The organism is uncultured Solobacterium sp. (genome assembly GCF_963517755.1).
GTDB lineage: Bacteria > Bacillota_I > Bacilli_A > Erysipelotrichales > Erysipelotrichaceae > Bulleidia.
Window position 1 is genome coordinate 172805 of the sequence record NZ_CAUQGG010000001.1, and the last position, 19187, is coordinate 191991.

Annotated in this window: 22 protein-coding genes, 1 tRNA gene, 1 riboswitch and 1 other annotated feature (1 of these 25 cut by a window edge); of the genes, 3 read left to right on the top strand and 20 right to left on the bottom strand. The window is 36.6% G+C overall.

The annotated features are described in order from the left end of the window. Position 1: 1 nt before the first annotated feature. From RWM19_RS00795 to rpmG, 13 genes are all read right to left on the bottom strand, one after another. On the bottom strand, positions 2–1162 hold the full coding sequence (locus RWM19_RS00795) for a hypothetical protein (RefSeq protein WP_313982697.1): 1161 nt from the start codon (positions 1160–1162) through the stop codon (positions 2–4). A gap of 128 nt (positions 1163–1290) precedes the next feature. Next, positions 1291–1893, bottom strand: a complete 603-nt coding sequence (locus RWM19_RS00800) for an ECF transporter S component (RefSeq protein WP_313982699.1) — start codon at positions 1891–1893, stop codon at positions 1291–1293. Positions 1894–1967: 74 nt separating this feature from the next. Next, a riboswitch (FMN riboswitch) is annotated at positions 1968–2081 on the bottom strand. A gap of 62 nt (positions 2082–2143) precedes the next feature. Continuing rightward, the gene (locus RWM19_RS00805) at positions 2144–3262 is read right to left on the bottom strand and encodes a stage II sporulation protein M (protein ID WP_313982701.1); all 1119 of its coding nucleotides are present in this window, start codon (positions 3260–3262) and stop codon (positions 2144–2146) included. An 85-nt stretch (positions 3263–3347) separates the two neighbouring features. Next, the gene (locus RWM19_RS00810; protein ID WP_313982702.1) at positions 3348–3677 is read right to left on the bottom strand and encodes a hypothetical protein; all 330 of its coding nucleotides are present in this window, start codon (positions 3675–3677) and stop codon (positions 3348–3350) included. Then, complete coding sequence (locus RWM19_RS00815; protein WP_313982704.1) at positions 3652–4044, bottom strand: competence type IV pilus minor pilin ComGF; 393 nt, start codon at positions 4042–4044, stop codon at positions 3652–3654. Before RWM19_RS00815 ends, RWM19_RS00810 begins: the two co-directional genes overlap by 26 nt. Then, the gene (locus RWM19_RS00820; protein ID WP_313982706.1) at positions 4005–4238 is read right to left on the bottom strand and encodes a hypothetical protein; all 234 of its coding nucleotides are present in this window, start codon (positions 4236–4238) and stop codon (positions 4005–4007) included. The genes RWM19_RS00815 and RWM19_RS00820 overlap by 40 nt, the downstream gene beginning before the upstream one ends. After that, positions 4225–4527, bottom strand: coding sequence for a hypothetical protein (locus tag RWM19_RS00825; protein WP_313982708.1), 303 nt, complete (start codon positions 4525–4527; stop codon positions 4225–4227). Before RWM19_RS00825 ends, RWM19_RS00820 begins: the two co-directional genes overlap by 14 nt. Then, positions 4511–4807: a competence type IV pilus major pilin ComGC gene (gene comGC, locus RWM19_RS00830; RefSeq protein WP_006525475.1), complete on the bottom strand. Its 297-nt coding sequence runs from the start codon at positions 4805–4807 to the stop codon at positions 4511–4513. The genes RWM19_RS00825 and comGC overlap by 17 nt, the downstream gene beginning before the upstream one ends. A gap of 10 nt (positions 4808–4817) precedes the next feature. Beyond that, positions 4818–5819: a type II secretion system F family protein gene (locus tag RWM19_RS00835; protein ID WP_313982712.1), complete on the bottom strand. Its 1002-nt coding sequence runs from the start codon at positions 5817–5819 to the stop codon at positions 4818–4820. Next, on the bottom strand, positions 5785–6768 hold the full coding sequence (locus tag RWM19_RS00840) for an ATPase, T2SS/T4P/T4SS family (RefSeq protein WP_313982714.1): 984 nt from the start codon (positions 6766–6768) through the stop codon (positions 5785–5787). Before RWM19_RS00840 ends, RWM19_RS00835 begins: the two co-directional genes overlap by 35 nt. A gap of 72 nt (positions 6769–6840) precedes the next feature. Then, positions 6841–7584 carry a hypothetical protein gene (locus tag RWM19_RS00845; RefSeq protein ID WP_313982716.1) on the bottom strand — a complete coding sequence of 248 codons (744 nt, stop codon included), beginning with the start codon at positions 7582–7584 and terminating at the stop codon, positions 6841–6843. A 57-nt stretch (positions 7585–7641) separates the two neighbouring features. After that, positions 7642–8247 carry an MBL fold metallo-hydrolase gene (locus RWM19_RS00850; protein ID WP_313982718.1) on the bottom strand — a complete coding sequence of 202 codons (606 nt, stop codon included), beginning with the start codon at positions 8245–8247 and terminating at the stop codon, positions 7642–7644. 29 nt (positions 8248–8276) lie between these two features. Then, positions 8277–8429: a 50S ribosomal protein L33 gene (gene rpmG / locus RWM19_RS00855; protein ID WP_006525470.1), complete on the bottom strand. Its 153-nt coding sequence runs from the start codon at positions 8427–8429 to the stop codon at positions 8277–8279. 143 nt (positions 8430–8572) lie between these two features. On the opposite strand from rpmG, the gene ispG reads away from it, so the two are divergent. Then, positions 8573–9646 (top strand): flavodoxin-dependent (E)-4-hydroxy-3-methylbut-2-enyl-diphosphate synthase, encoded by a 1074-nt coding sequence (gene ispG, locus RWM19_RS00860; RefSeq protein WP_313982720.1) that lies wholly within the window; start codon positions 8573–8575, stop codon positions 9644–9646. A gap of 12 nt (positions 9647–9658) precedes the next feature. Here the strand turns inward: ispG and RWM19_RS00865 are convergent, their stop codons facing one another. Both RWM19_RS00865 and asnB read right to left on the bottom strand, forming a co-directional pair. After that, on the bottom strand, positions 9659–10288 hold the full coding sequence (locus tag RWM19_RS00865; RefSeq protein WP_313982722.1) for a phosphatase PAP2 family protein: 630 nt from the start codon (positions 10286–10288) through the stop codon (positions 9659–9661). 37 nt (positions 10289–10325) lie between these two features. After that, on the bottom strand, positions 10326–12197 hold the full coding sequence (gene asnB / locus RWM19_RS00870; protein WP_313982724.1) for an asparagine synthase (glutamine-hydrolyzing): 1872 nt from the start codon (positions 12195–12197) through the stop codon (positions 10326–10328). 150 nt (positions 12198–12347) lie between these two features. On the opposite strand from asnB, the gene RWM19_RS00875 reads away from it, so the two are divergent. After that, positions 12348–12421, top strand: a tRNA-Glu gene (locus RWM19_RS00875). A gap of 52 nt (positions 12422–12473) precedes the next feature. Here the strand turns inward: RWM19_RS00875 and RWM19_RS00880 are convergent. Beyond that, positions 12474–13841 carry a DEAD/DEAH box helicase gene (locus RWM19_RS00880; protein WP_313982726.1) on the bottom strand — a complete coding sequence of 456 codons (1368 nt, stop codon included), beginning with the start codon at positions 13839–13841 and terminating at the stop codon, positions 12474–12476. Between the two features lie 56 nt (positions 13842–13897). Between RWM19_RS00880 and ispH the strand changes: the two genes are divergently transcribed. Continuing rightward, on the top strand, positions 13898–14809 hold the full coding sequence (ispH, locus tag RWM19_RS00885; RefSeq protein ID WP_313982728.1) for a 4-hydroxy-3-methylbut-2-enyl diphosphate reductase: 912 nt from the start codon (positions 13898–13900) through the stop codon (positions 14807–14809). On the opposite strand, the gene RWM19_RS00890 is transcribed toward ispH, so the two are convergent. The 4 genes from RWM19_RS00890 to tyrS form a co-directional block, all read right to left on the bottom strand. Continuing rightward, entirely contained in the window at positions 14790–15491 is a 702-nt protein-coding gene (locus RWM19_RS00890; RefSeq protein ID WP_313982730.1) for a pseudouridine synthase, read from the bottom strand. The genes ispH and RWM19_RS00890 overlap by 20 nt on opposite strands. Then, a complete protein-coding gene (locus RWM19_RS00895; protein ID WP_313982732.1) occupies positions 15492–17135 on the bottom strand; it encodes a polysaccharide biosynthesis C-terminal domain-containing protein in 1644 nt (547 codons plus the stop codon). It lies immediately after the preceding gene. A gap of 14 nt (positions 17136–17149) precedes the next feature. After that, positions 17150–17653 carry a hypothetical protein gene (locus tag RWM19_RS00900; protein ID WP_294023094.1) on the bottom strand — a complete coding sequence of 168 codons (504 nt, stop codon included), beginning with the start codon at positions 17651–17653 and terminating at the stop codon, positions 17150–17152. Positions 17654–17725: 72 nt separating this feature from the next. Then, positions 17726–18973 (bottom strand): tyrosine--tRNA ligase, encoded by a 1248-nt coding sequence (gene tyrS, locus RWM19_RS00905; RefSeq protein WP_294023093.1) that lies wholly within the window; start codon positions 18971–18973, stop codon positions 17726–17728. A gap of 43 nt (positions 18974–19016) precedes the next feature. Beyond that, positions 19017–19187 (bottom strand) — a binding site (T-box leader) (it continues 28 nt past the right edge of the window).

Here is a 19187-nt window from a genome sequence, read left to right on the forward strand (position 1 = left end):
CTTATGCCCTACCACTATTCATTACAATGCCATAAACTGCTAGTAATAATAAGATTACAAGCAATAGAATCAGCACAACAACCACAATATTTAACACATGGTTTGTATACTGCATCTTCTCATTCACATCTGTTAGATTTGCTTCATAGTTATCCAATTGAACACGCATCTGTGTTGTTTCATTCAATAGGCGTTGATTTGTACTTTCATAATTCTCCGTCTTTCTTGGAAACATCGCAAACGCATCATCATTAGTTGTCTGACTTGTTTGTGCTTCTCTACGTGGTTCTTGTGGATTCATTAAATCACCAAATGCATCACTAAACTGCGCAGTATTTTCAAGTGGTGGGAAACTAGTTGTATTCTGACTCATATAGTCTCTAGAATCCATATGACTAACACGTGGTGTAAAAGCAGGAATCTCTGGAAGAGAATTTTCTGGATTAGATCTCTTCTCGTTCATTAGATTCTTTACTTCCGCCATGATGTCTTCTTTTGTAAGACTCATCGGATCATTAATATGGTTGTTATCACCTGTATAAGGTACATCAAACAGATTATCCTGCTTTGATGGAGTTACAGGTTTTGCAGGTTGAGATGTACGTTGTTTGTTTGATGACATAAATGGAATGTCAGTTGTACCTGTACTATTAGAATATGGCTTTTTGACAGGTGCTTTACGCGCTTCTTGAATCTTCTTATTCGCAATAGAATCACCCTTTATCTTACGTAAGATATCCATGGATGTATTTTCTAAAGAAGAGTTTCCCTGTTCGATATTATATTGTTTAACTTCACGAATATACTGATCTAGATAGTCATTGTCATATCCCGCTAAGTCATTTACAGTCGTAAAAGCACCAGCCTCAAAGTTTGCCAATGTTGGTGCTGGTTCTTCATGTTCAAAAGAAGTGACTGGTTCAGAAATCACTGGTTTAGCAGGTTCTACATCTTTGATTGGAGCACTTACACGGCGGTGAACACCTTCGTTAGCACTCTCTGTATAATCTCCACTTCTATGGAAATTATTCGCATCAATCTGATTCAATCTCTTTTGAAAACGAGATAATTCCTTGGTTGTTGTTACGTCGTTACTATCTAAATCTTGCGCAATTTTCTCGCGCAAATCTTTATATTTCTTAATACGTGATAATTCAGCCATATGTACATCTCCCAATAAACAGAAATATTATACCATATCCGTATTTATTTCACTTACTCGCTTGGACATTTTTATCATTTACACACGAAAAAAGGCGTGTTATTACGCCTTTTCACTGAATTTTCAAATTAATGTAAAAAACCTGAGATACGCTTGTACAGTAGTCTAGTGATGACACTTACAACAAAGCCCTTGATTAAGTTAAATGGTAATACACAAACAAAGAGCAATCCCCATACACTCTTAATAAATGGGAAAATTGCTGCACCCATCTTAACAAACGCATCAATAGGCATTCCATATAGTGTTGAATAGAACGGTAATAGCACAAAATAATTCGCTAGAATACCAACAGCAGCCATTACAAGTGTACCCACTACCATACCAATTAAAGCATTTCTCTTAGACTTATGCTTACGGTAAACAATCGCAGCTGGCACAGTGAATGCAACACCGATAATGAAGTTTGCAAGTTCACCTACAAACATCGTCTGTGTAGGCTTAAATAATAATTTCAAGATGATTTTGATTGCTTCAATCAGAATTGCTGCCCATGGTCCAAACGCAAATCCACCAATCAATACACTGACTTCACTAAAATCTAACTTGTAAAAGTTAGGCGCGATAAATAGTAACGGAAAATCAAACAGCATCAGCACAAACGCTACTGCACTGAGGACCGCTACATTCGCAATAAATTTTGTTGTTAAAACTTTCTTACTTCCTGACATGGTTTCATCTCCTTGCCTCAAAATAAAAGAGGCTATCTAAGATAACACCTCGGGTAAAAATTGATGATGAAAAACTTCCTACTCTTCCATCCAGACTGTACTGTCGCCATCGGAATTGCACCGATTCAACCTTTCGGTTCGCGGGGTATACCGCCGGTCGGGAATTGCACCCTGCCCTGAGTTTTATCTTCTTTAGTATATACCAGTTTACTTACACTTACCAGTAAAAAGAAAGAAGGATTTCTCCTCCTTAGATATTTAATAATGTTTTTAGCATTTCCACTGTACTTTGCATTGTCAGTGGAATATAGAAATATGCTGTACAAATAAATCCTGCAACCACAAACATCAGGACAATCATCTGCGCACTTGTCGCAAATGGTGCGGACTTTATATATGCCTGAATACGCAGATATACACCAGCCACCATACCCAGAGTTCCTAGCAGGAATCCTACTAACATAGACTTAGATAACAATAGAATCGCCAGAATATAAATCACTGTTGGAAGTAAACTTGCGATAGAAGTTAATGACGCAAGTTGATGACGATAGTTATAAGATACCTTGATATTTGCGATATACCCACTGATCACCAAATAGATTCCTTCAAATAAAATGAATAAAAATGCTAGTTTTAACGACATGATAAACGTGTCACTAAAGTTCATTCTAGTAAACCCAAATGGCGAAAGATTAATATAACCAGCAAGCATTGCAGATAAGAAATACGCAAATGCAATCCAATGAATTGAATTACGAATCGCAACACCTATGAACATCATAAAGTCATCATGGTTTTTCGCAAGACGATCAATCGCATATGCTGGGAATAACAGTCTTGTTAAGAAGTCTGTCTTTGCAGTACTAATATCTCTATCTGCATCCGCAATCAATCTTTCTTTTCGCGTCATCTTAACAGGCTTAGACTTTTCTTCTACAGTCGTTTCTTTGCTATCTGCTGCTTTTGTTTTCGGAGTTTGGAGTGCCTTCTTTTGTTTATCTAAGCGTTCTTCTTTACTCTTTTGAAAATCATCTTTCAGCGATGCATATTTTTCTTGTAATAGTTGCCATGCATGCTGAGAAGATTCTTTTGCCTTATTACCAGCATCTGATAAGAAAGATTTCATCTTTCCACCTACATCGCCAAGTGCATTTTTTGCTTTATTAAAATTCTCATCAAATTTGATATCTTCAACAAACTTCTGAGGAATCAATTGATTAACAACTGATTCTGGCTTAGATAATTTCTCACTTTTATAAATTGCATGTTGTTGAAACGGTCTATGACGATACTGCACAACACGCTGACGATAGCTAATAGGAGTATTTATTCTTCTTTTACTGCCAATAAATCTTACTTTCTCCATGAAACTCGCCTCCAGTAGTTTCATTATAAACAAAAAGCCTATCTTATAACACTCTTAATTATGAAGAATCTTAAAAATCGTTACTTTATCGGTTGACCTCATAATCTAACACAATTTTTTTATCCGCATCATATTCCACAATAAGGGTCTCATTCGTTAGTTGGATATAGATATATTGATCCTTGATTTGATATTTTTCTTCTAAATGTATTTCAGTACATAATTCTTTTTTTAATCTAGCAATTGCTGAAAGTTCTTCTAGTTGATAGGAATAGATTATTTCTAAGTTTTCTAGTGTTTTTGCTTGGTTATCCAAATTGACGCTAATTACTGTCACAAGTGTTATCACATATAGAAAGATAACGAGAAAATATACACTGATAAAGCCCTTATTGTTTACATAAGAATACTTCATATTCGTGGTTATCTCTAACATATCTTAGAATCACACTATCTTTCTCTAAGTAAAACATTGCATTCTCTATATTCATTAAGAATATTTGTGTACCTGGCTGTATGATGAGATTTTGATTTACAAGACGTAATCTCATTTCTTCCTGTTGTCTTTGAAATGAGATTGTTGTTGGTTCTAATTCAATGTCATATGCTACAGCTAGATAATGTCTTAATTGCACTAGCGCAATCTGATCTTGTAATGGAGTTTTATCTTTCAAGACACTACGCACAATAGATAAAACTTGTACTGTTATCGGAATGCAGATACATACTGTTAAAATACAAATTAAGATTTCAATGAGTGCAAATCCTCTTCTTTTTGACATTCTTGTAAACACCCTTCTATATCATTCATTGCTTCCACCAACGCTTCTTCCATTTCACGTATCTTTCTTTCATATACAGTATGTTTGGCGTAATTTGCTTGTATGATACTTGTAATCAAACCAACTAACAATAATGTGATACTTAAACTAACGAATGCTTCCATTGTAAATAATCCCTTTTTATTGAATCGCAAGTCGACCACCACCAAGTTCTACAATGATTGTACGTTCATTTTTAAAATAAATTGTCTTTGCTTGATTCACATTTCCCTTCTGATTAAAACGTACATTATATTCTTCAAAAGAAATACTTTTTGCTTGTTTCATTGCGGTACTTTGTAAGTACAGATAATTATCCACAAACGCATAATATTCAGTATCTGGTATATGTATGCTCGTTGGTAATAACATCATAAATACCGATATCACAAAAAGAAGTACACACATTTCTAGCAAGCTAAAACCTTTATTCGATATACGCATGTCCATCACTAATTACAAGACTCTTTTCCCCATCACAGGTAATCTGCTGTTCCGTTAATAACCCCGCATTCACTAAATCACTAACACTTCCAGGATAGCTATCATATTCTAGTTTATATTGGATAATCGCAGAGTCCGCAATCTTCTCCAAAGCCTTACAACCTTTGTCATTTACAATCGTTAGTGTCTTTTTAATATTTGGTATTACTAATAAAAACAGTATTGAAATAATTAAGATAACAATCGTCATCTCTAGTAATGTAAATCCTTTTTTATTCATCACTCACCTCCTATATATTCTGTAACATCTGCATTGGTAACATTAATATCTGATATATTACAAGCAGTATTAGTCCTATCGCCCCATAGCAAGATAGTTGTACGCTACGCGTAAAGATACGTACTTGTTTGATATGTCGTTGCTGGTTCATCACTAGATATCCTTCTAGCATCTTCTCGCAGTTTGACCCATGTAAAGCGATTTGAAAAAACTGTTGTAATGCATGTTCTACATATGGTGTATGTAATGTATTTTCAAATGATTCGCCTTTGCATAGAGACTCATTTAGTTCATGGGCAATCAAGCATACCAAATCTTTTTCTTTCATATCTAACAATATTTTCATTGTTTGTATTGTTGGGATACGCACCCTTACGCATTCAAGGAAGTATCTTGCAAATTCTGCAGATGCTTTTTGAACCATTAGTGAGTCTGGCATGTGCTTTACAAGCAAACGATATAACCAACACTTTCTTTGCGGATGTTGAAACACAATCCACAACAAGATTCCTATAACAATTACAAAAGTCGCTAACCATGATAATAATTGAATCAAACTTCGTAAGAAGTAATAACTTTTGACATTCACCTCAAAACTATTCATTAATGTAATCATCTGCGGAAAGACAAAACCATTAAACAAATACATTCCAAAAAACATTACAAACAACATGACAACCGGATAGATCATATCCTTCATCATCTTCTGTTTCGTTTGTTCCTCATGGTTTGATAGTTCTATTGAAATCCGCAAACTTTCTAGTACTGGTAGATAACGGATAAAGTTACTGAAGTACTTTCCATAACAAACCGGTAATAGCGAGGAGAATGCATCGTTGAATGTCTGCCCTTGTTCTAGCTTTTCTAATACATACACAATATGTCGTTCATTTCTTTTTGTCTTTAAAATTTGTAATGTATCAGTAAAACTAAATCCATTTTCCATCAAACTTACAATTCCTTGGCATTCTAGTTTATCAAAGCGTGTATTCCTCAAGACAATCTGACGCAATATATCCCTTCTTAACAGCGCTTTGTAATTGCTTTTGAAGTGATATAAACGTTTCAGAAACACATCGATGTTCCAAGGCATAAGCCACCTCCTTTCGATTCATGTATTCATACACACCTGAGCGTTTTCCATCACCTAAATTAAATAAACGCTGATTAGAAATACCTATCAGTACATCTTTTAATTGATACATATCCACCCCTAAATCTAATAGACGGTCAATCGCAGACATACAATTTTGACTATGTAAACTAGTTACGACTAAATGTCCCGTTAATGCACTACGTACAGCCATTAAGGCGGCTTGACTATCACGAATCTCACCAATCATGATGATATCTGGATCATGTCTCATGAGTTGTTTGATACCCTCATCATAAGATAAATGTTGGTGGTCATTGATTTGTATTTGTACATAGTTTTCGTGATATACCTCAACAGGATCTTCCAGTGTAAATATCTTCTTCCCCTTAGTTTCGTTGAGAATGGTATATAGCGTTGTTGTCTTGCCAGAACCGGTTGGCCCAGAAAATATAAAAAGTCCGGATGTATGTTTTGTAATATTCCTTAGCCATATCGAAGTATCATAATCAATTGTTAAATCTTCAATATGTAGTGGCGAATGTTGATTCAGAATACGTAACACACCTGATGTATTGTGATAACTTGAAACTAGCGCAAAGCGTAAAGATACTGGTTGCCCATCAATTTCCATCTCAAATCTTCCCGTTTGTGGATGATGGATATCTGATAGGTCTAGATTCGCTTTATACATCAGATAACGAAATAAACGAATATCATCTTCTTTTGGTACCATTTGCCTAACATCTTGCTCAATCTTCATCTCGATACTCAAACTTTCTTTCGGATATGTTTTTAGATGAAAATGGATATCCGTCACATGAAATTCCATCGCTATTTTTAAACATTCAATCAATCGTTCTTCCATAGTAGTCCTCGCACTTCTATATTCACTAGGAGTACAAAAAGTCCATAAAAAAAATGTTCGATTTCTCGAACATTAGTATTCATAATTTAAATCAAATTTCCCATCTGACTTCTGTACAATCAGATAATAGTAACCTGGAGGCGTCTGTGTCGTTTGATCATATTCTCCATATCCTTCAATATTTACCATTTCCGCAACGAGGTTCTGTTCTAAATCATATAGTTTTGCCACAAAAGTACCTTGTCCTGTATGCTTACCATAGATTCTTAGACTTCCTGCATTAAGATAGAAACGCACAATGTAGAGTCCACCAGAATTTTGAATCTCAGTTGCCTGTTTACTTGTGGCAGAATCTGGATCATCGACCGTTGTCGGTAAATCAAATTCCTTTTCTTTTTCATCTTTCGGTTTTTCAACCGTATTATCAGTAGGAATTGTCTTCTCCTCAATCATCTGTGTGATACGATGATCAACAGCTCCAAAGGAACTCTGTAGGTAGATAATATCATCATGGTCATTCTTATTGACGGAAACTGTATAGAGAGAGACCTGTTGGGTCATTGTACGTCCATTTTTCTGATATGTGTATATACCATAAACATTGTTCCCCTTAATAATTGTCTGGGTGACAGTACATTCATATTGCGGAAACTGTTTCTTCAATACAGACTCCACTAGTTTTTGTGCATCTTCATCTTTAAAATCAGTTGTAGAAATTGCAATCTTATCTTCCTTTGCTACGTAGCTTGATCTTTCTTGATGACAACCTACTAGTAATACCGAACTCAAACATAAACCAATCAAAAATTTCTTCATATTACTTCCTCGCTTCTATTCTACACGAAACTAAGACAAAACAACTTTGATTTATTCTTAAAAGTAAGAAATCATATAGGGATTATTACGAACTTCAATTCCTATTGTACTCGCAGGTCCATGTCCTGGGTAGATTTGTAAATCATGTGGAAGGGTCTTGAGATAATCTAGTGTGTGACGCATCTTTTCATCACTACCAGAATATAAATCTGTTCTACCACAACTAGACGCAAATAGCGTATCGCCTGTAAAAAGAATATTCTTATAGCGAACACAGATACTACCATCCGTATGGCCAGGTGTATGATGAATTTCTAAAGAAAATGTTCCAATCTTAACCTGTTTCTCATTTAAATCATGTATTGGCGCATATACAGGTGCACTATAGCCATAATGTCCAGCATTACTTGGTGATACAAGTGGTAAATCATGATGGTCCATATAAACAGGACAGTTGTATACATCACACAAATCATCCACTGCCCCAGTATGATCAGAATGTCCATGTGTCAAAACAATACCATCAACAACCTCATCCTTACCAACACATTCTATAATCTTCTTATAATATCTTCCAGGATCAACAAAAAGCACATGACCATTATCATGTAACACATAAGAATTTTCTTCAAATTGACCTATTGGTAATATATCTAATCTCATACAAAATATAAAAAAATAACCAACAAAGGTTATTTCTTCTCCTTATGCAATGTCATTTTACGTAAACGTGGACAGTACTTCTTAACTTCCAACTTTTCTGGGTGCTTACGCTTATTTCTTGTAGTGATGTAGTTTTCTTCACCACATTCTGTGCATACCAAGATTACATTCTCTCTTGCCATTGTTAATAATCCTCCTAAGATTTTGCATGATGAGTATATCATATTCACAAATCAATTCCAAGTGCTTTATGATTTTATAAGATGAAAAACTCGATAAAATTTTATAATCGTGGGATAATAGTACTCATAAAGGAGACGAAATAATGAAACGTACTGAAACACGTGCTTTATTTGTAGGAAATGTCCAAATTGGCGGTCAAAATAAATGTGTCTTACAATCCATGACAAACGTTCCTGCAAAAGATGTAGAGCGCTCAGTCGCACAGATCAATGAACTAGCCGCAAATGGCTGTGAACTTGTCAGAACAGCAGTATTAGATGAAGAAGATGCTCGTGCTATTCCAGCTATCAAAGCCCGCATTAACATTCCTCTAATCGCAGATATACACTTTAACTATCTACTCGCCCTCATCTGTCTAGATGGTGGTATTGACGCAATTCGTATCAACCCTGGTAACATCGGCTCTCGTAAAAATACAGAAGCTGTCGTTGCCAAATGTAAAGAGAAACATGTACCAATTCGTATTGGTATTAACGCTGGTTCTTTAGAAAGAGAACTCTTAGAGAAATATGGTGGTCCATGTGCAGAGGCTCTTGTCGAAAGTGCGAAACGTCATGTTGATATTCTTGAGAGTATGGATTTCTATGATATCTGTCTCTCATTCAAATCTTCAAATGTAGAACTTACGATTGATGCGTATGAACTTGCCGCAAAAACGTTTAACTACCCTCTTCATTTAGGTGTTACAGAAGCTGGTGGATTTGCAGATTCTGCTGTAAAATCTTCTGCCGCATTAGGTGTGCTCTTACATGAAGGAATTGGTGATACAATTCGTATCTCTGTATCCGGTCCGCCAAAAGATGAATTGATTATCGGAAAAGCATTACTACGTAGTTTCCGGTTAATTGAAGATGTACCCGATTTAGTCGCATGTCCTACATGCGGAAGAATCCAGTATGATATGATTCCACTTGTCAAAGAGATGGAAGATTATCTCCACAGTATCAAAGCGAATATCACAGTCGCAGTCATGGGCTGTCCTGTTAATGGTATGCAAGAAGCTAGCCGTGCCGATATTGGTATTGCGGGTGGATCCAAGTCAGGTATCCTCTTCCGTAAAGGAAAAGTAATCCGCACTGTTCCACAAGCAGAAATCAAACAAGCATTAATTGAAGAAATCGAAAAAATTATAGAAGAACAGAGAAGCCAAAAATAGCTTCTCTGTTTTTTATTTCGTTTGAAATACGATTAGATCAGTCATCTTGATATAAACAACCAAGTATCCAAGCGAAAACAAGAATCCTGCAAATACATCAGATGTATAATGAACACCTAAATAAATACGACTCATACCAATAATGAAAATCAATAGACCAAAACCTGTCATCAAAGTCCAACGTAATTTCGTATTTCTTACATTTTTGTGAATCAAATAGATTAGATATCCATAGAATGCCATACTAACCATAGAATGGCCCGATGGAAAACTATACCCCGTTTCTGTAATCAAACGAAATCCAGTAGGACGAGCACGACGTACGATTAATTTTAATATGTTATTTAATAGTGCAATCAACACCAAGTTTGATACGACACTGACCGCGATTCTTTTATTTGTAATGAGAACTAATGAAGCAATAGCCCAAACAATCATCAAAATCGTACCACCAAACTGTGTAATGACTCTCATAATTGGGGTTAAGGTATCTGATATAAAATGCTTTGTTATAAAATTATAGACAGAAGTATCAATCGGTAATACATGACTACCCCATACTGCTTGCATCAAATATACGAAGATACTGATACAAATCAGCACAATAACCCATTTTATATTTTTCTTTTTAAAAACCTGCATGCATATCTCCTTTTAAAAATCGACGCATCTGCGTCGATTAAGCAACTTGAGGTTTGTTGCCACCTTGGATGAAGTATACATCATACCAAGTGATAAATGTATAGAGTGTCCAAATCTTTCGACGAGCATCCACCTTACCTTGGAAGTTGTCATCTAATAGTTGTAACACCGCCTTCTGGTCAAAGAATTCACCAACGAAGTCTTTTGATAATTCTTCACGTACAATCTGATAGAACTTCTCAGTACGTAACCAGTCTTTGATAGGAACTGGGAAACCAAGCTTAGGACGTGCAGCCCACTCCTTAGGAATATGACGGAACGCAGCTTGACGGAAAGCATACTTCGTATTGTGCTCATTGAATAAATACTTTGTAGGAATTACCTGTGCACATTCCATCATCTTCTTGTCAAGTAATGGAACACGTAATTCAAGGGAATGTGCCATGGACATCTTATCAGCCTTCAACAAAATATCTCCAGGCATCCATTGATGCATATCTAAGTACTGCATCTTCTTGATTTCAGATAAGTTCTTAACTTTAGCATACTTATCCATCACGATATCTTTCACAGATGGTGACTTACGATATTCCGGTTTTACAATCGCGGAAGCTTCCTCTTCTGTAAACACAAGTGCCTGGCCAATAAAGTATTCTTCAGCTGGTTGAACAGCCTTTAATAAATGTAACCTACCTGGAAAGTTAGGCAACTTCTTTAAGTACTCAGATAACTTATGACGCTTACTTTGGGATAACTTCTTTAGAGCTTCACCAAGTTTGCGTACCGTCATAGAGTTAGAATGCCAACCATAATCAATATAACCAGCAAATAATTCATCGGCACCTTCTCCACTCATAACAACCTTCACATCGCGTGCAGCGAGTTCTGATAAGAAGAACAGTGGAACTACTGATGGGTTGGAATCTGGTTCATCTAAGTAATATTGAATCTGTGGGAAGTATTGGAATGCCTCTTCACCAGTTAATGTACGAGATGTATTGTGTAACCCCAAAATATCTGTTAGAGCTTTTGCTTCTGTAGACTCATTGTACGATGTTCCAAAACCAACAGAGTAAGTCTTCGCAGGTTTCAAGATAGACGCAACCAAACTAGAGTCTACACCAGAGGATAAAAACGAACCCACTTCTACATCCGCAATCTTATGTGTAGCGACAGACTCCTGTACGGTTTCATCAATAAAGTTTACAGCCTCTTCTAGAGTCATATCCTTTTCTTCTTGATGTAGGTCCCAATACTGTTGAATATCTAACTTACCATCCTTCAAGATGAAATAATGTCCTTCTGGTAAACGATATACATTCTTAAAGAAACACTCTTTGATTGCTGGATATTGGAATGTTAAATATGGTTTTAATGCTTCCTTATTCAATTCCTTTTTAAAGGATGGATGGTGTAAGAAAGACTTGATTTCAGAACCATACATAAATACTTCATCTGTATTGTAGTAATAGAATGGCTTAATCCCGAAGTGGTCACGAGCACCAAACAATTCCTTCTTCTCTGTATCCCAGATAACGAAGGCAAACATACCACGCAACTTTTGTAAAAGTGCTACACCATACTCTTGGTAACCATGGATCAACACTTCAGAGTCAGTATTCGTTTTAAAGTGATACCCCTTTTCAACTAGTTCCTTACGGATAGACTGATAGTTATAAATCTCACCATTGAAAGTTAAAACTTTTGTTTTATCTTCGTTATATAATGGCTGACTACCACCTTCCAAGTCGATAATACTCAAACGACGAAAACCTAAAGCCGCATCATCATCAATATATTGACCAGCGCTATTTGGACCACGGTGGATAATCGCATCCATCATGTCCTTAATAATCACTGCTTTTTCACTCTGTGTTTTTTTATCTACAAATCCTACTATTCCACACATAGAACCACTCCTTTACACAAACATATTTGCATTAGTTAGTATATCATATATATCTATTGATTACTCGCCCCTTCCAACAAGCATTTTCCAAAACTTTTTATTGAAGTATCGATTCTCATTTAGTATAATCTATTAGCAAGCTTCAATAACGGCGCGTTGGTGAAGCGGCTTAACACACCGCCCTCTCAAGGCGGCATTCACGGGTTCGAATCCCGTACGCGTCACTGCTAAATCGACTACAGTCGATTTTTTTATTTTAGTCAAAAAAAGAAAGACTTATGAAAGTCCTTCTCTATCTTTTCTTGCACGTTCTTTGTACATAGCCTTCTTTTCTTCACGGATTTTACTACGAATCATTTCGCGTTTCTTCTGACGATGTACACGATCAATTGCGGCTGCACGTTTCTTCTTGTAGCCTGGCTTAACCTTTGTATTCTTCTTCGTCATAATCATGGCTATCTTCTTCTCTAGCTCATCATCTGTCTTAAGACGTCTTTGTCCGTATGGATGCAATGTCTGCCATCCCGTTGTACGATGACGGGCATGATCAAACTTAATGCCACGCTTTTGTAAGGAACGAATTGCTTGATCATCACTTTCTTGATACAAGGCATAACATGTACCTGTAGAACCTGCTCTACCTGTTCTTCCTGCACGATGAATATAGTATTCTAAGTCTTCTGGAAATCCACAGGAGATAACATGTGTTACTTCTCCAATATCGATACCACGCGCAGCTAAGTCAGTAGCCACAACGTATGTATGTTCTGCATTAGCGATACTCTTCATGGCTTGCTTTCTCTTACGGCTTGTAAGGTCACCGTGAATTTCACTCACAGACACTTTATTCTTACGAAGCTCTTCCGCAATCGCAGACGCTTCTTGACGTGTATTAGCGAAGATCAAACATACATAAGGCTGAAAGCCTGGTAGGATTGATAAAATTGTCTCTGCATAACTATGATGATAACAAGGTACTAGCACGTGTTTAATATCTGGATTAAAGCGTACCTTCTCACCAATCTGATATGTAATTGGATGATGCATGTACTTATTGATAAATGGCTTTAGCTGATCTGGCATTGTAGCAGAGAATGCTAGCATCTGTAAATGTTCGCCAAGTCTACCTGCAAAGGCATCAATCTCATCTAAGAATCCATATTCTAGAGTCATATCCGCTTCATCGACCACAAGCATATTTGCTTTATCGATACGCAATGCGCCACCATTTAAGAATAAGTCCTTAATTCTACCTGGTGTTCCGATAACGATATGTGGTTGAGATTTTTCAAGTTGTTCAATATCCTTACTTCTCTCACGTCCACCAACATATAAACGTACACGTATTTCTGGCACAATCTCAGTCATGACTTTCGCCATCTCATAAATCTGTGTCGCAAGTTCACGTGTAGGTGCAGTAATAACAACCTGTGCTTCATCCTTAGTAGGATCTACCTTCTCCATGATTGGAATTAAGTATGCATGTGTCTTACCAGAACCCGTACTAGAAAGACCAATCACATCTTTGCCACGTAAAGCAGCTGGAATCACCTGTTCTTGAATTGGTGTTGGTTGTTTGAAATGGTTTTTCTCAATAAAGGCCATTGTTGTATCTTTTAGATTAAAATCTTCAAATTTTTTCATCTTATCACCTATAATTAGTATAACCGATTTTATTTACGGTTTGAAAGGACTCTGATATGGAAATCATAAAAGTCATCCCTAGAGGGTATTGCCAAGGTGTTGTTCGCGCAATTCTCATTGCCAAAAAAACTGTCAAGGAAAACCCAGATACCCCTGTCACAATGTTGGGTATGATTGTACATAATCAATTTGTAGTTGATGCTTGTCGCAAGTTAGGTATCAACTTTGTTGAGGATAAAAATAAGACTCGCATGGAACTATTAGAAGAAATTCCAAGTGGTATCGTTATCTTTACTGCTCATGGTGTAAGTGATGATGTCATCACAGCTGCGAAAGCCAAGGGACTTACTTGCGTTGATGCGACTTGTCCTGATGTCATTCGTACACATAACCTTGTTAAGGAACATAGTGCAGTTGGTGACATCATCTATATCGGTAAGAAGAATCATCCCGAATCTGAAGGAACAGTTGGTATTTCAGATAAGATTCATCTTGTGACATCCATTGAAGATGTCGATGCACTCAAGAATGTATCTCTTGAGAATATTCTCATTACCAATCAGACAACACTTTCCATGTTAGATACAGCAGAAATCATCGCACACTGTAAAAAACTCTTCCCTGACGCAATTGTCGCAAAGGAAATCTGTAACGCTACTAGCAAGCGTCAAGAAGCTGTGCTTCAACTACAGAATGTTGATTTACTTATTGTTGTTGGGGATGCACGTTCCAATAACTCCAATCAACTTGCCAAGATTGCTAAGCACGCAGGTATCCAAGAATCCCATCTTATCGATAGTGTTCTAGATTTAACTCCATCTATGATTGATGGACATAAGCGTATCGCAATTACAAGTGGTTCTTCTACACCAAACTCTATCACCGACCAAGTCGTTGACTTTTTAAACGAATATGCACGCACAGGCATCTGGCAATTACCAGAGACTGTTAACGTGCAATTAATCTAAGATCTTCTAATTCCTCTTTTGTAAGAGGTCTATATTCACCTGGTTTTAAAGTTTCATCTAAAACAAGATTCTTCATACGAAGACGTTTCAGATAAACAACTTTATCACCAACAGAATTGAATATGAATTTAATCTCATGGTACTTCCCTTCTTGAATAATCAGTGTACAAGAAGTATCAGAGATTTTTTTATATATTGCCGGTTTATAACTTACACCATTATATGTAACACCAGATTCAATCTTAACAATATCCTCTTCTGTTAGCGGCAGTGTATGTTCGACATAATACTCTTTTTCAACATGTTTCTTTGGTGATAAGAGTTCATGTGCCAAAGGACCATCATTGGTAATCATCAGTAAGCCTTCAGTATCTTTGTCTAAACGTCCACACGGAAACATGCCTTTATAGTCTTCCGCAATTAGATCTAATACTGTGGGACAGTTTTTCCCTTCTGTAGCACTGATATAACCAGCTGGTTTATTTAACATGTAATAAACATATTTTTCATAAACCACCGGTATATCATCCACAAAGATCTCCACTGTATTTTCATCAACACGCATGTCAGAAGACTTTGCGAGTTCACCATTGACACGTACACGTTTCTCTTTAACGAGTTTCTTAACTTCACTACGACTGCCAACACGTGCATTTGCTAGAATACGATCTAAACGTAACATTTAGGCACCTCTATGAAGAATGCGATTAAACATTCCACGTAAGTCGCGATGGAAGATTGACTTAGGAAGACGGAATAATTCACTACTTGCAAAGTATACACCCATTCCGAATGTTCCAATAATACCAACGAATACAATCGCAACTAAGCGAGAATACTGTGTAGGATCAATGCCAATCCAACGTACAATAACATAGATGCCATTCATTGCAAAGCAACAAATAATAATCTTCACTAAGCGAATGATCATATTCTTCACACGTACAGGATATGTCTTTTGAATCTTATAGATACTCAGTGCAATGAATGTAATTTCACAAAGAATACTAGAGATAATTGCACCAGAATATCCAAATAAATAACAACATGGATAAAATGTAATAACCTTAACCAAGAATCCAATTGAAAAGTATATCAGAGTATGTCTTCTCATCTTTAAGGACAATAATATGGATAGTAATACAGGCGTCACTGTAGTTCCAAACGCTAAGATACTAGACCAGAATAAAGCTACTTGTCCATACTCTAGCTCTTTAGCACCATACATGATGTAATAGATAGGACCTGATAAAGCAGCCATCGATACACATACTGGAATGACAATATAGAACACTGTACCAAGACAGTCTTCTAGAGACTTACGTAGTCCCTTCCAATCCGCATGAACCAAAGAAACAGTGATAAATGGAACAGCACCAGCCGCAAAACCATTACCGATAACCTGTGGGATGGAAGTTAACTTATCACAGTTTGTCTGGATAATACTCAATAACATTGTTGCTTGGCTATGTTGCGTGCCTAAGCCTTCCATCACAGATACGAAGAAGTTTGTATTCACAAGTACCTGTGAGTTTGCCAAGATGGAACTTAATAGGAATGGAATTACATACATCACAAACTCATGAATCAACTCTTTGATTGCGACTGAATTTGTAGATTGTAGTTTCGCCTTTTGTTGTACATCCTTGAAGTGTTTGCGGTCAAAGTTCATAAACTGCAGTAAGGCAACCATCGCACCGACACCAGTACCACCAACTGCTGTATAGATATATACAATCTTTGGAAGATGCAGAATATACACAACAAACCAACCTGCACCAAGTAAGAATCCTACACGTACAAATTGTTCAATCACCTGTGATAAAGAATACTGCTGCATTTCCTTGGCACCTTGATAATATCCACGATAGCTATATAAAACAGATACCAAAAATAAAGCCATCGCAAGAATCACAAATGAGTTTTGCATTGCCGCAAGTTCATTAGCTGAATACGATGTACCACCTAATGCGCGAGCTGCTAAAGGACCTGAAAATCCAATAAACAATACAGCCATTACAAAGCCAGAAACCATTAATAAACTTGTCGCTAAGATACGTACTAGCACAACTGTCTTATAGTCATTTTTAGAAAGATACTTTGCGACAAGAGCCGCTAAAGCAAACGGAATACCCGCACTGCAGATTTGTAATAGAATCGTATAATAGTCAAACGCTGCAGAATAATAAATCATATCCTGCTGACCAACGATTGCTTTAAATGGGACAATATAGAATAAACCGATTAACTTTGTAATAAAGATACCAGCAGAAGTCGTTAAGGAACTGGCAATAAACGATTTTTTAATTGTATTTGTTTCTTTCATGTATCCAACTCCTCTTACTTCTCATATTTCAACTCTTTTTGTATATATTGTTTGACAACTTGTTTATTTGCTTGATCACGCCATTCCACAACAAATTTCAAGTTGATATGATCTTCAGAACTTTCACCACTGATGACAAGCCCTTTCATTAGACCTTTCGATTTATCCACTCGATTTGGCACAAGTGATACATCCGTATCGAAGATACCTAATGATGGCATCATCTTGTCATTATCCGCAAACGCAATATCATTTTCCACCGCAAAAATACGGCAATGATACATCTCTGTCTTGGGATTATCTATAATCACATAATAACGATAGGTACCATCAGATAACTGTGTCATCTCTGTACTAATTGAAAAATAATCACTAGATTCTAGATAGTTTTTTGTATTTAGAACTTCCGTATAATAACTTTCATATAATTCCATAGCCGCATTTGTTTCTGTGTCTTTTTTAGCACAGCCAGATAACATGCAGATACAGATTGCAATGACCAATAAATATCTATACATACAAATACCTCGCTTGTAATTATACCATAGAACAGTTATAAAAACGGATAGCCTTTTGACTATCCGCATGCTTTAGAATGTTAATACAAAGTAATTCTTTTTACCTTTTTTAAGGATAGAGAATTCTTTATTAATAGCTTCTGACTGATGTAATACAGCCTGAATATCTGTAACCTTATTACCGTTTACTGATACTGAACCTTGTTCAATTAGCTTACGTGCTTCTGATTTAGACTTGCAAACTTCTGCAGTCACAAGCGCATCAATCAAAGTTACACCATCTTCTACAGCTGCCTTCTTGGCATCTGCTAGACCTTCCTTCATCTCCTCTGGAGATAGAGTCATAATATCACCCTTGAAGAATGTCTCAGTGATACGTAATGCCTTCTCTAAACCATCTTTTCCATGAACTAGTTCTGTGAGTTCAGCAGCGAGTGCTTTCTGACCTTCACGCTTTTCAGGTGCACTCTTAAGAGATTCCTCGTAACCCATGATCTCTTCTGGTGTATGGAAGCTAAGTCTCTTCAGGTAGTCTACAATATCCGCATCTGGTGTATTTAACCAGAACTGGTAGAATTCATACGCATTTGTACGAGTTGGGTCCAACCAAATATTCTTACCTTCCGACTTGCCAAACTTAGAGCCATCACTCTTTGTGATTAATGGAGAAGTAATACCAAATACCTTCGCATTATCTCCTTCCATCTTACGAATAAGTTCCATACCTGAAGTTAAGTTACCCCATTGGTCAGAACCACCAATCTGAATCTGACAGTTGTACTTCTTGAATAAGTTATACCAGTCGATAGACTGTAAGATCGTATAACTAAATTCTGTGTAAGAAATACCAGAATCTAATCTCTTCTTGATGGTATCCTTCTGTAACATGTAAGAGATGTTAAATAACTTACCATAGTCACGTAAGAAGGCTAATAAGTTCATCTCACCCAACCAGTTATTGTTGTTCTCCATGATGGCTGCGTTAGAACCCTCGAAGGATAAGAATTTAGCTAACTGTTCACGAATGCACTCGGCGTTATGAAGTACTTCTTCATGTGTTAATAGTTTTCTTTCTGTTGTAGGACGTGGATCACCAATCATACCTGTAAAACCACCACATAGTGCAATTGGTTGATGTCCTTGTAATTGATAACGACGTAACAATAGGATTTGTTGTAAGTGTCCTACATGGAGAGAATCTGCTGTAGGATCAAATCCACAATAGATTGTTGTTGGATTCTTAAGTTGTTCGCCTAGTCCTTCTTTATCTGTGCAATCTTTGACTAAGCCACGCCACTGTAATTCTTCAATAAAATTCATATACTAATCCTTTCCTAGCGCCATAATAAAAGGCGCCCATATTTCTAAGGACGCCTCAGCGCGGTACCACCTTAGTTTACGAATCATCGTACACTCATTTCTCTTTAACGCAGAGTAACGGTTTACCTTTTGAGATAAACAGCTCCTAGATGTATTCATCACCGATACAGAATTCCTTTCACCAACCGGAATCTCTCTACACATGCATACATGT

Excerpts from the sequence above, each read along its gene's own strand:
- RWM19_RS00850 (WP_313982718.1), bottom strand. The coding sequence starts at position 8,247 with ATGAGATTAGATATATTACCAATAGGTCAATTTGAAGAAAATTCTTAT.
- RWM19_RS00890 (WP_313982730.1), bottom strand. The coding sequence starts at position 15,491 with ATGTTACGTTTAGATCGTATTCTAGCAAATGCACGTGTTGGCAGTCGT.
- RWM19_RS00815 (WP_313982704.1), bottom strand. The coding sequence starts at position 4,044 with ATGTCAAAAAGAAGAGGATTTGCACTCATTGAAATCTTAATTTGTATT.
- ispG (WP_313982720.1), top strand. The coding sequence starts at position 8,573 with ATGAAACGTACTGAAACACGTGCTTTATTTGTAGGAAATGTCCAAATT.
- RWM19_RS00900 (WP_294023094.1), bottom strand. The coding sequence starts at position 17,653 with ATGTATAGATATTTATTGGTCATTGCAATCTGTATCTGCATGTTATCT.
- RWM19_RS00805 (WP_313982701.1), bottom strand. The coding sequence starts at position 3,262 with ATGGAGAAAGTAAGATTTATTGGCAGTAAAAGAAGAATAAATACTCCT.
- RWM19_RS00880 (WP_313982726.1), bottom strand. The coding sequence starts at position 13,841 with ATGAAAAAATTTGAAGATTTTAATCTAAAAGATACAACAATGGCCTTT.
- comGC (WP_006525475.1), bottom strand. The coding sequence starts at position 4,807 with ATGAATAAAAAAGGATTTACATTACTAGAGATGACGATTGTTATCTTA.
- RWM19_RS00895 (WP_313982732.1), bottom strand. The coding sequence starts at position 17,135 with ATGAAAGAAACAAATACAATTAAAAAATCGTTTATTGCCAGTTCCTTA.
- RWM19_RS00865 (WP_313982722.1), bottom strand. The coding sequence starts at position 10,288 with ATGCAGGTTTTTAAAAAGAAAAATATAAAATGGGTTATTGTGCTGATT.
- rpmG (WP_006525470.1), bottom strand. The coding sequence starts at position 8,429 with ATGGCAAGAGAGAATGTAATCTTGGTATGCACAGAATGTGGTGAAGAA.
- RWM19_RS00825 (WP_313982708.1), bottom strand. The coding sequence starts at position 4,527 with ATGCGTATATCGAATAAAGGTTTTAGCTTGCTAGAAATGTGTGTACTT.
- asnB (WP_313982724.1), bottom strand. The coding sequence starts at position 12,197 with ATGTGTGGAATAGTAGGATTTGTAGATAAAAAAACACAGAGTGAAAAA.
- ispH (WP_313982728.1), top strand. The coding sequence starts at position 13,898 with ATGGAAATCATAAAAGTCATCCCTAGAGGGTATTGCCAAGGTGTTGTT.
- RWM19_RS00840 (WP_313982714.1), bottom strand. The coding sequence starts at position 6,768 with ATGGAAGAACGATTGATTGAATGTTTAAAAATAGCGATGGAATTTCAT.
- RWM19_RS00810 (WP_313982702.1), bottom strand. The coding sequence starts at position 3,677 with ATGAAGTATTCTTATGTAAACAATAAGGGCTTTATCAGTGTATATTTT.
- RWM19_RS00845 (WP_313982716.1), bottom strand. The coding sequence starts at position 7,584 with ATGAAGAAATTTTTGATTGGTTTATGTTTGAGTTCGGTATTACTAGTA.
- tyrS (WP_294023093.1), bottom strand. The coding sequence starts at position 18,973 with ATGAATTTTATTGAAGAATTACAGTGGCGTGGCTTAGTCAAAGATTGC.
- RWM19_RS00800 (WP_313982699.1), bottom strand. The coding sequence starts at position 1,893 with ATGTCAGGAAGTAAGAAAGTTTTAACAACAAAATTTATTGCGAATGTA.
- RWM19_RS00795 (WP_313982697.1), bottom strand. The coding sequence starts at position 1,162 with ATGGCTGAATTATCACGTATTAAGAAATATAAAGATTTGCGCGAGAAA.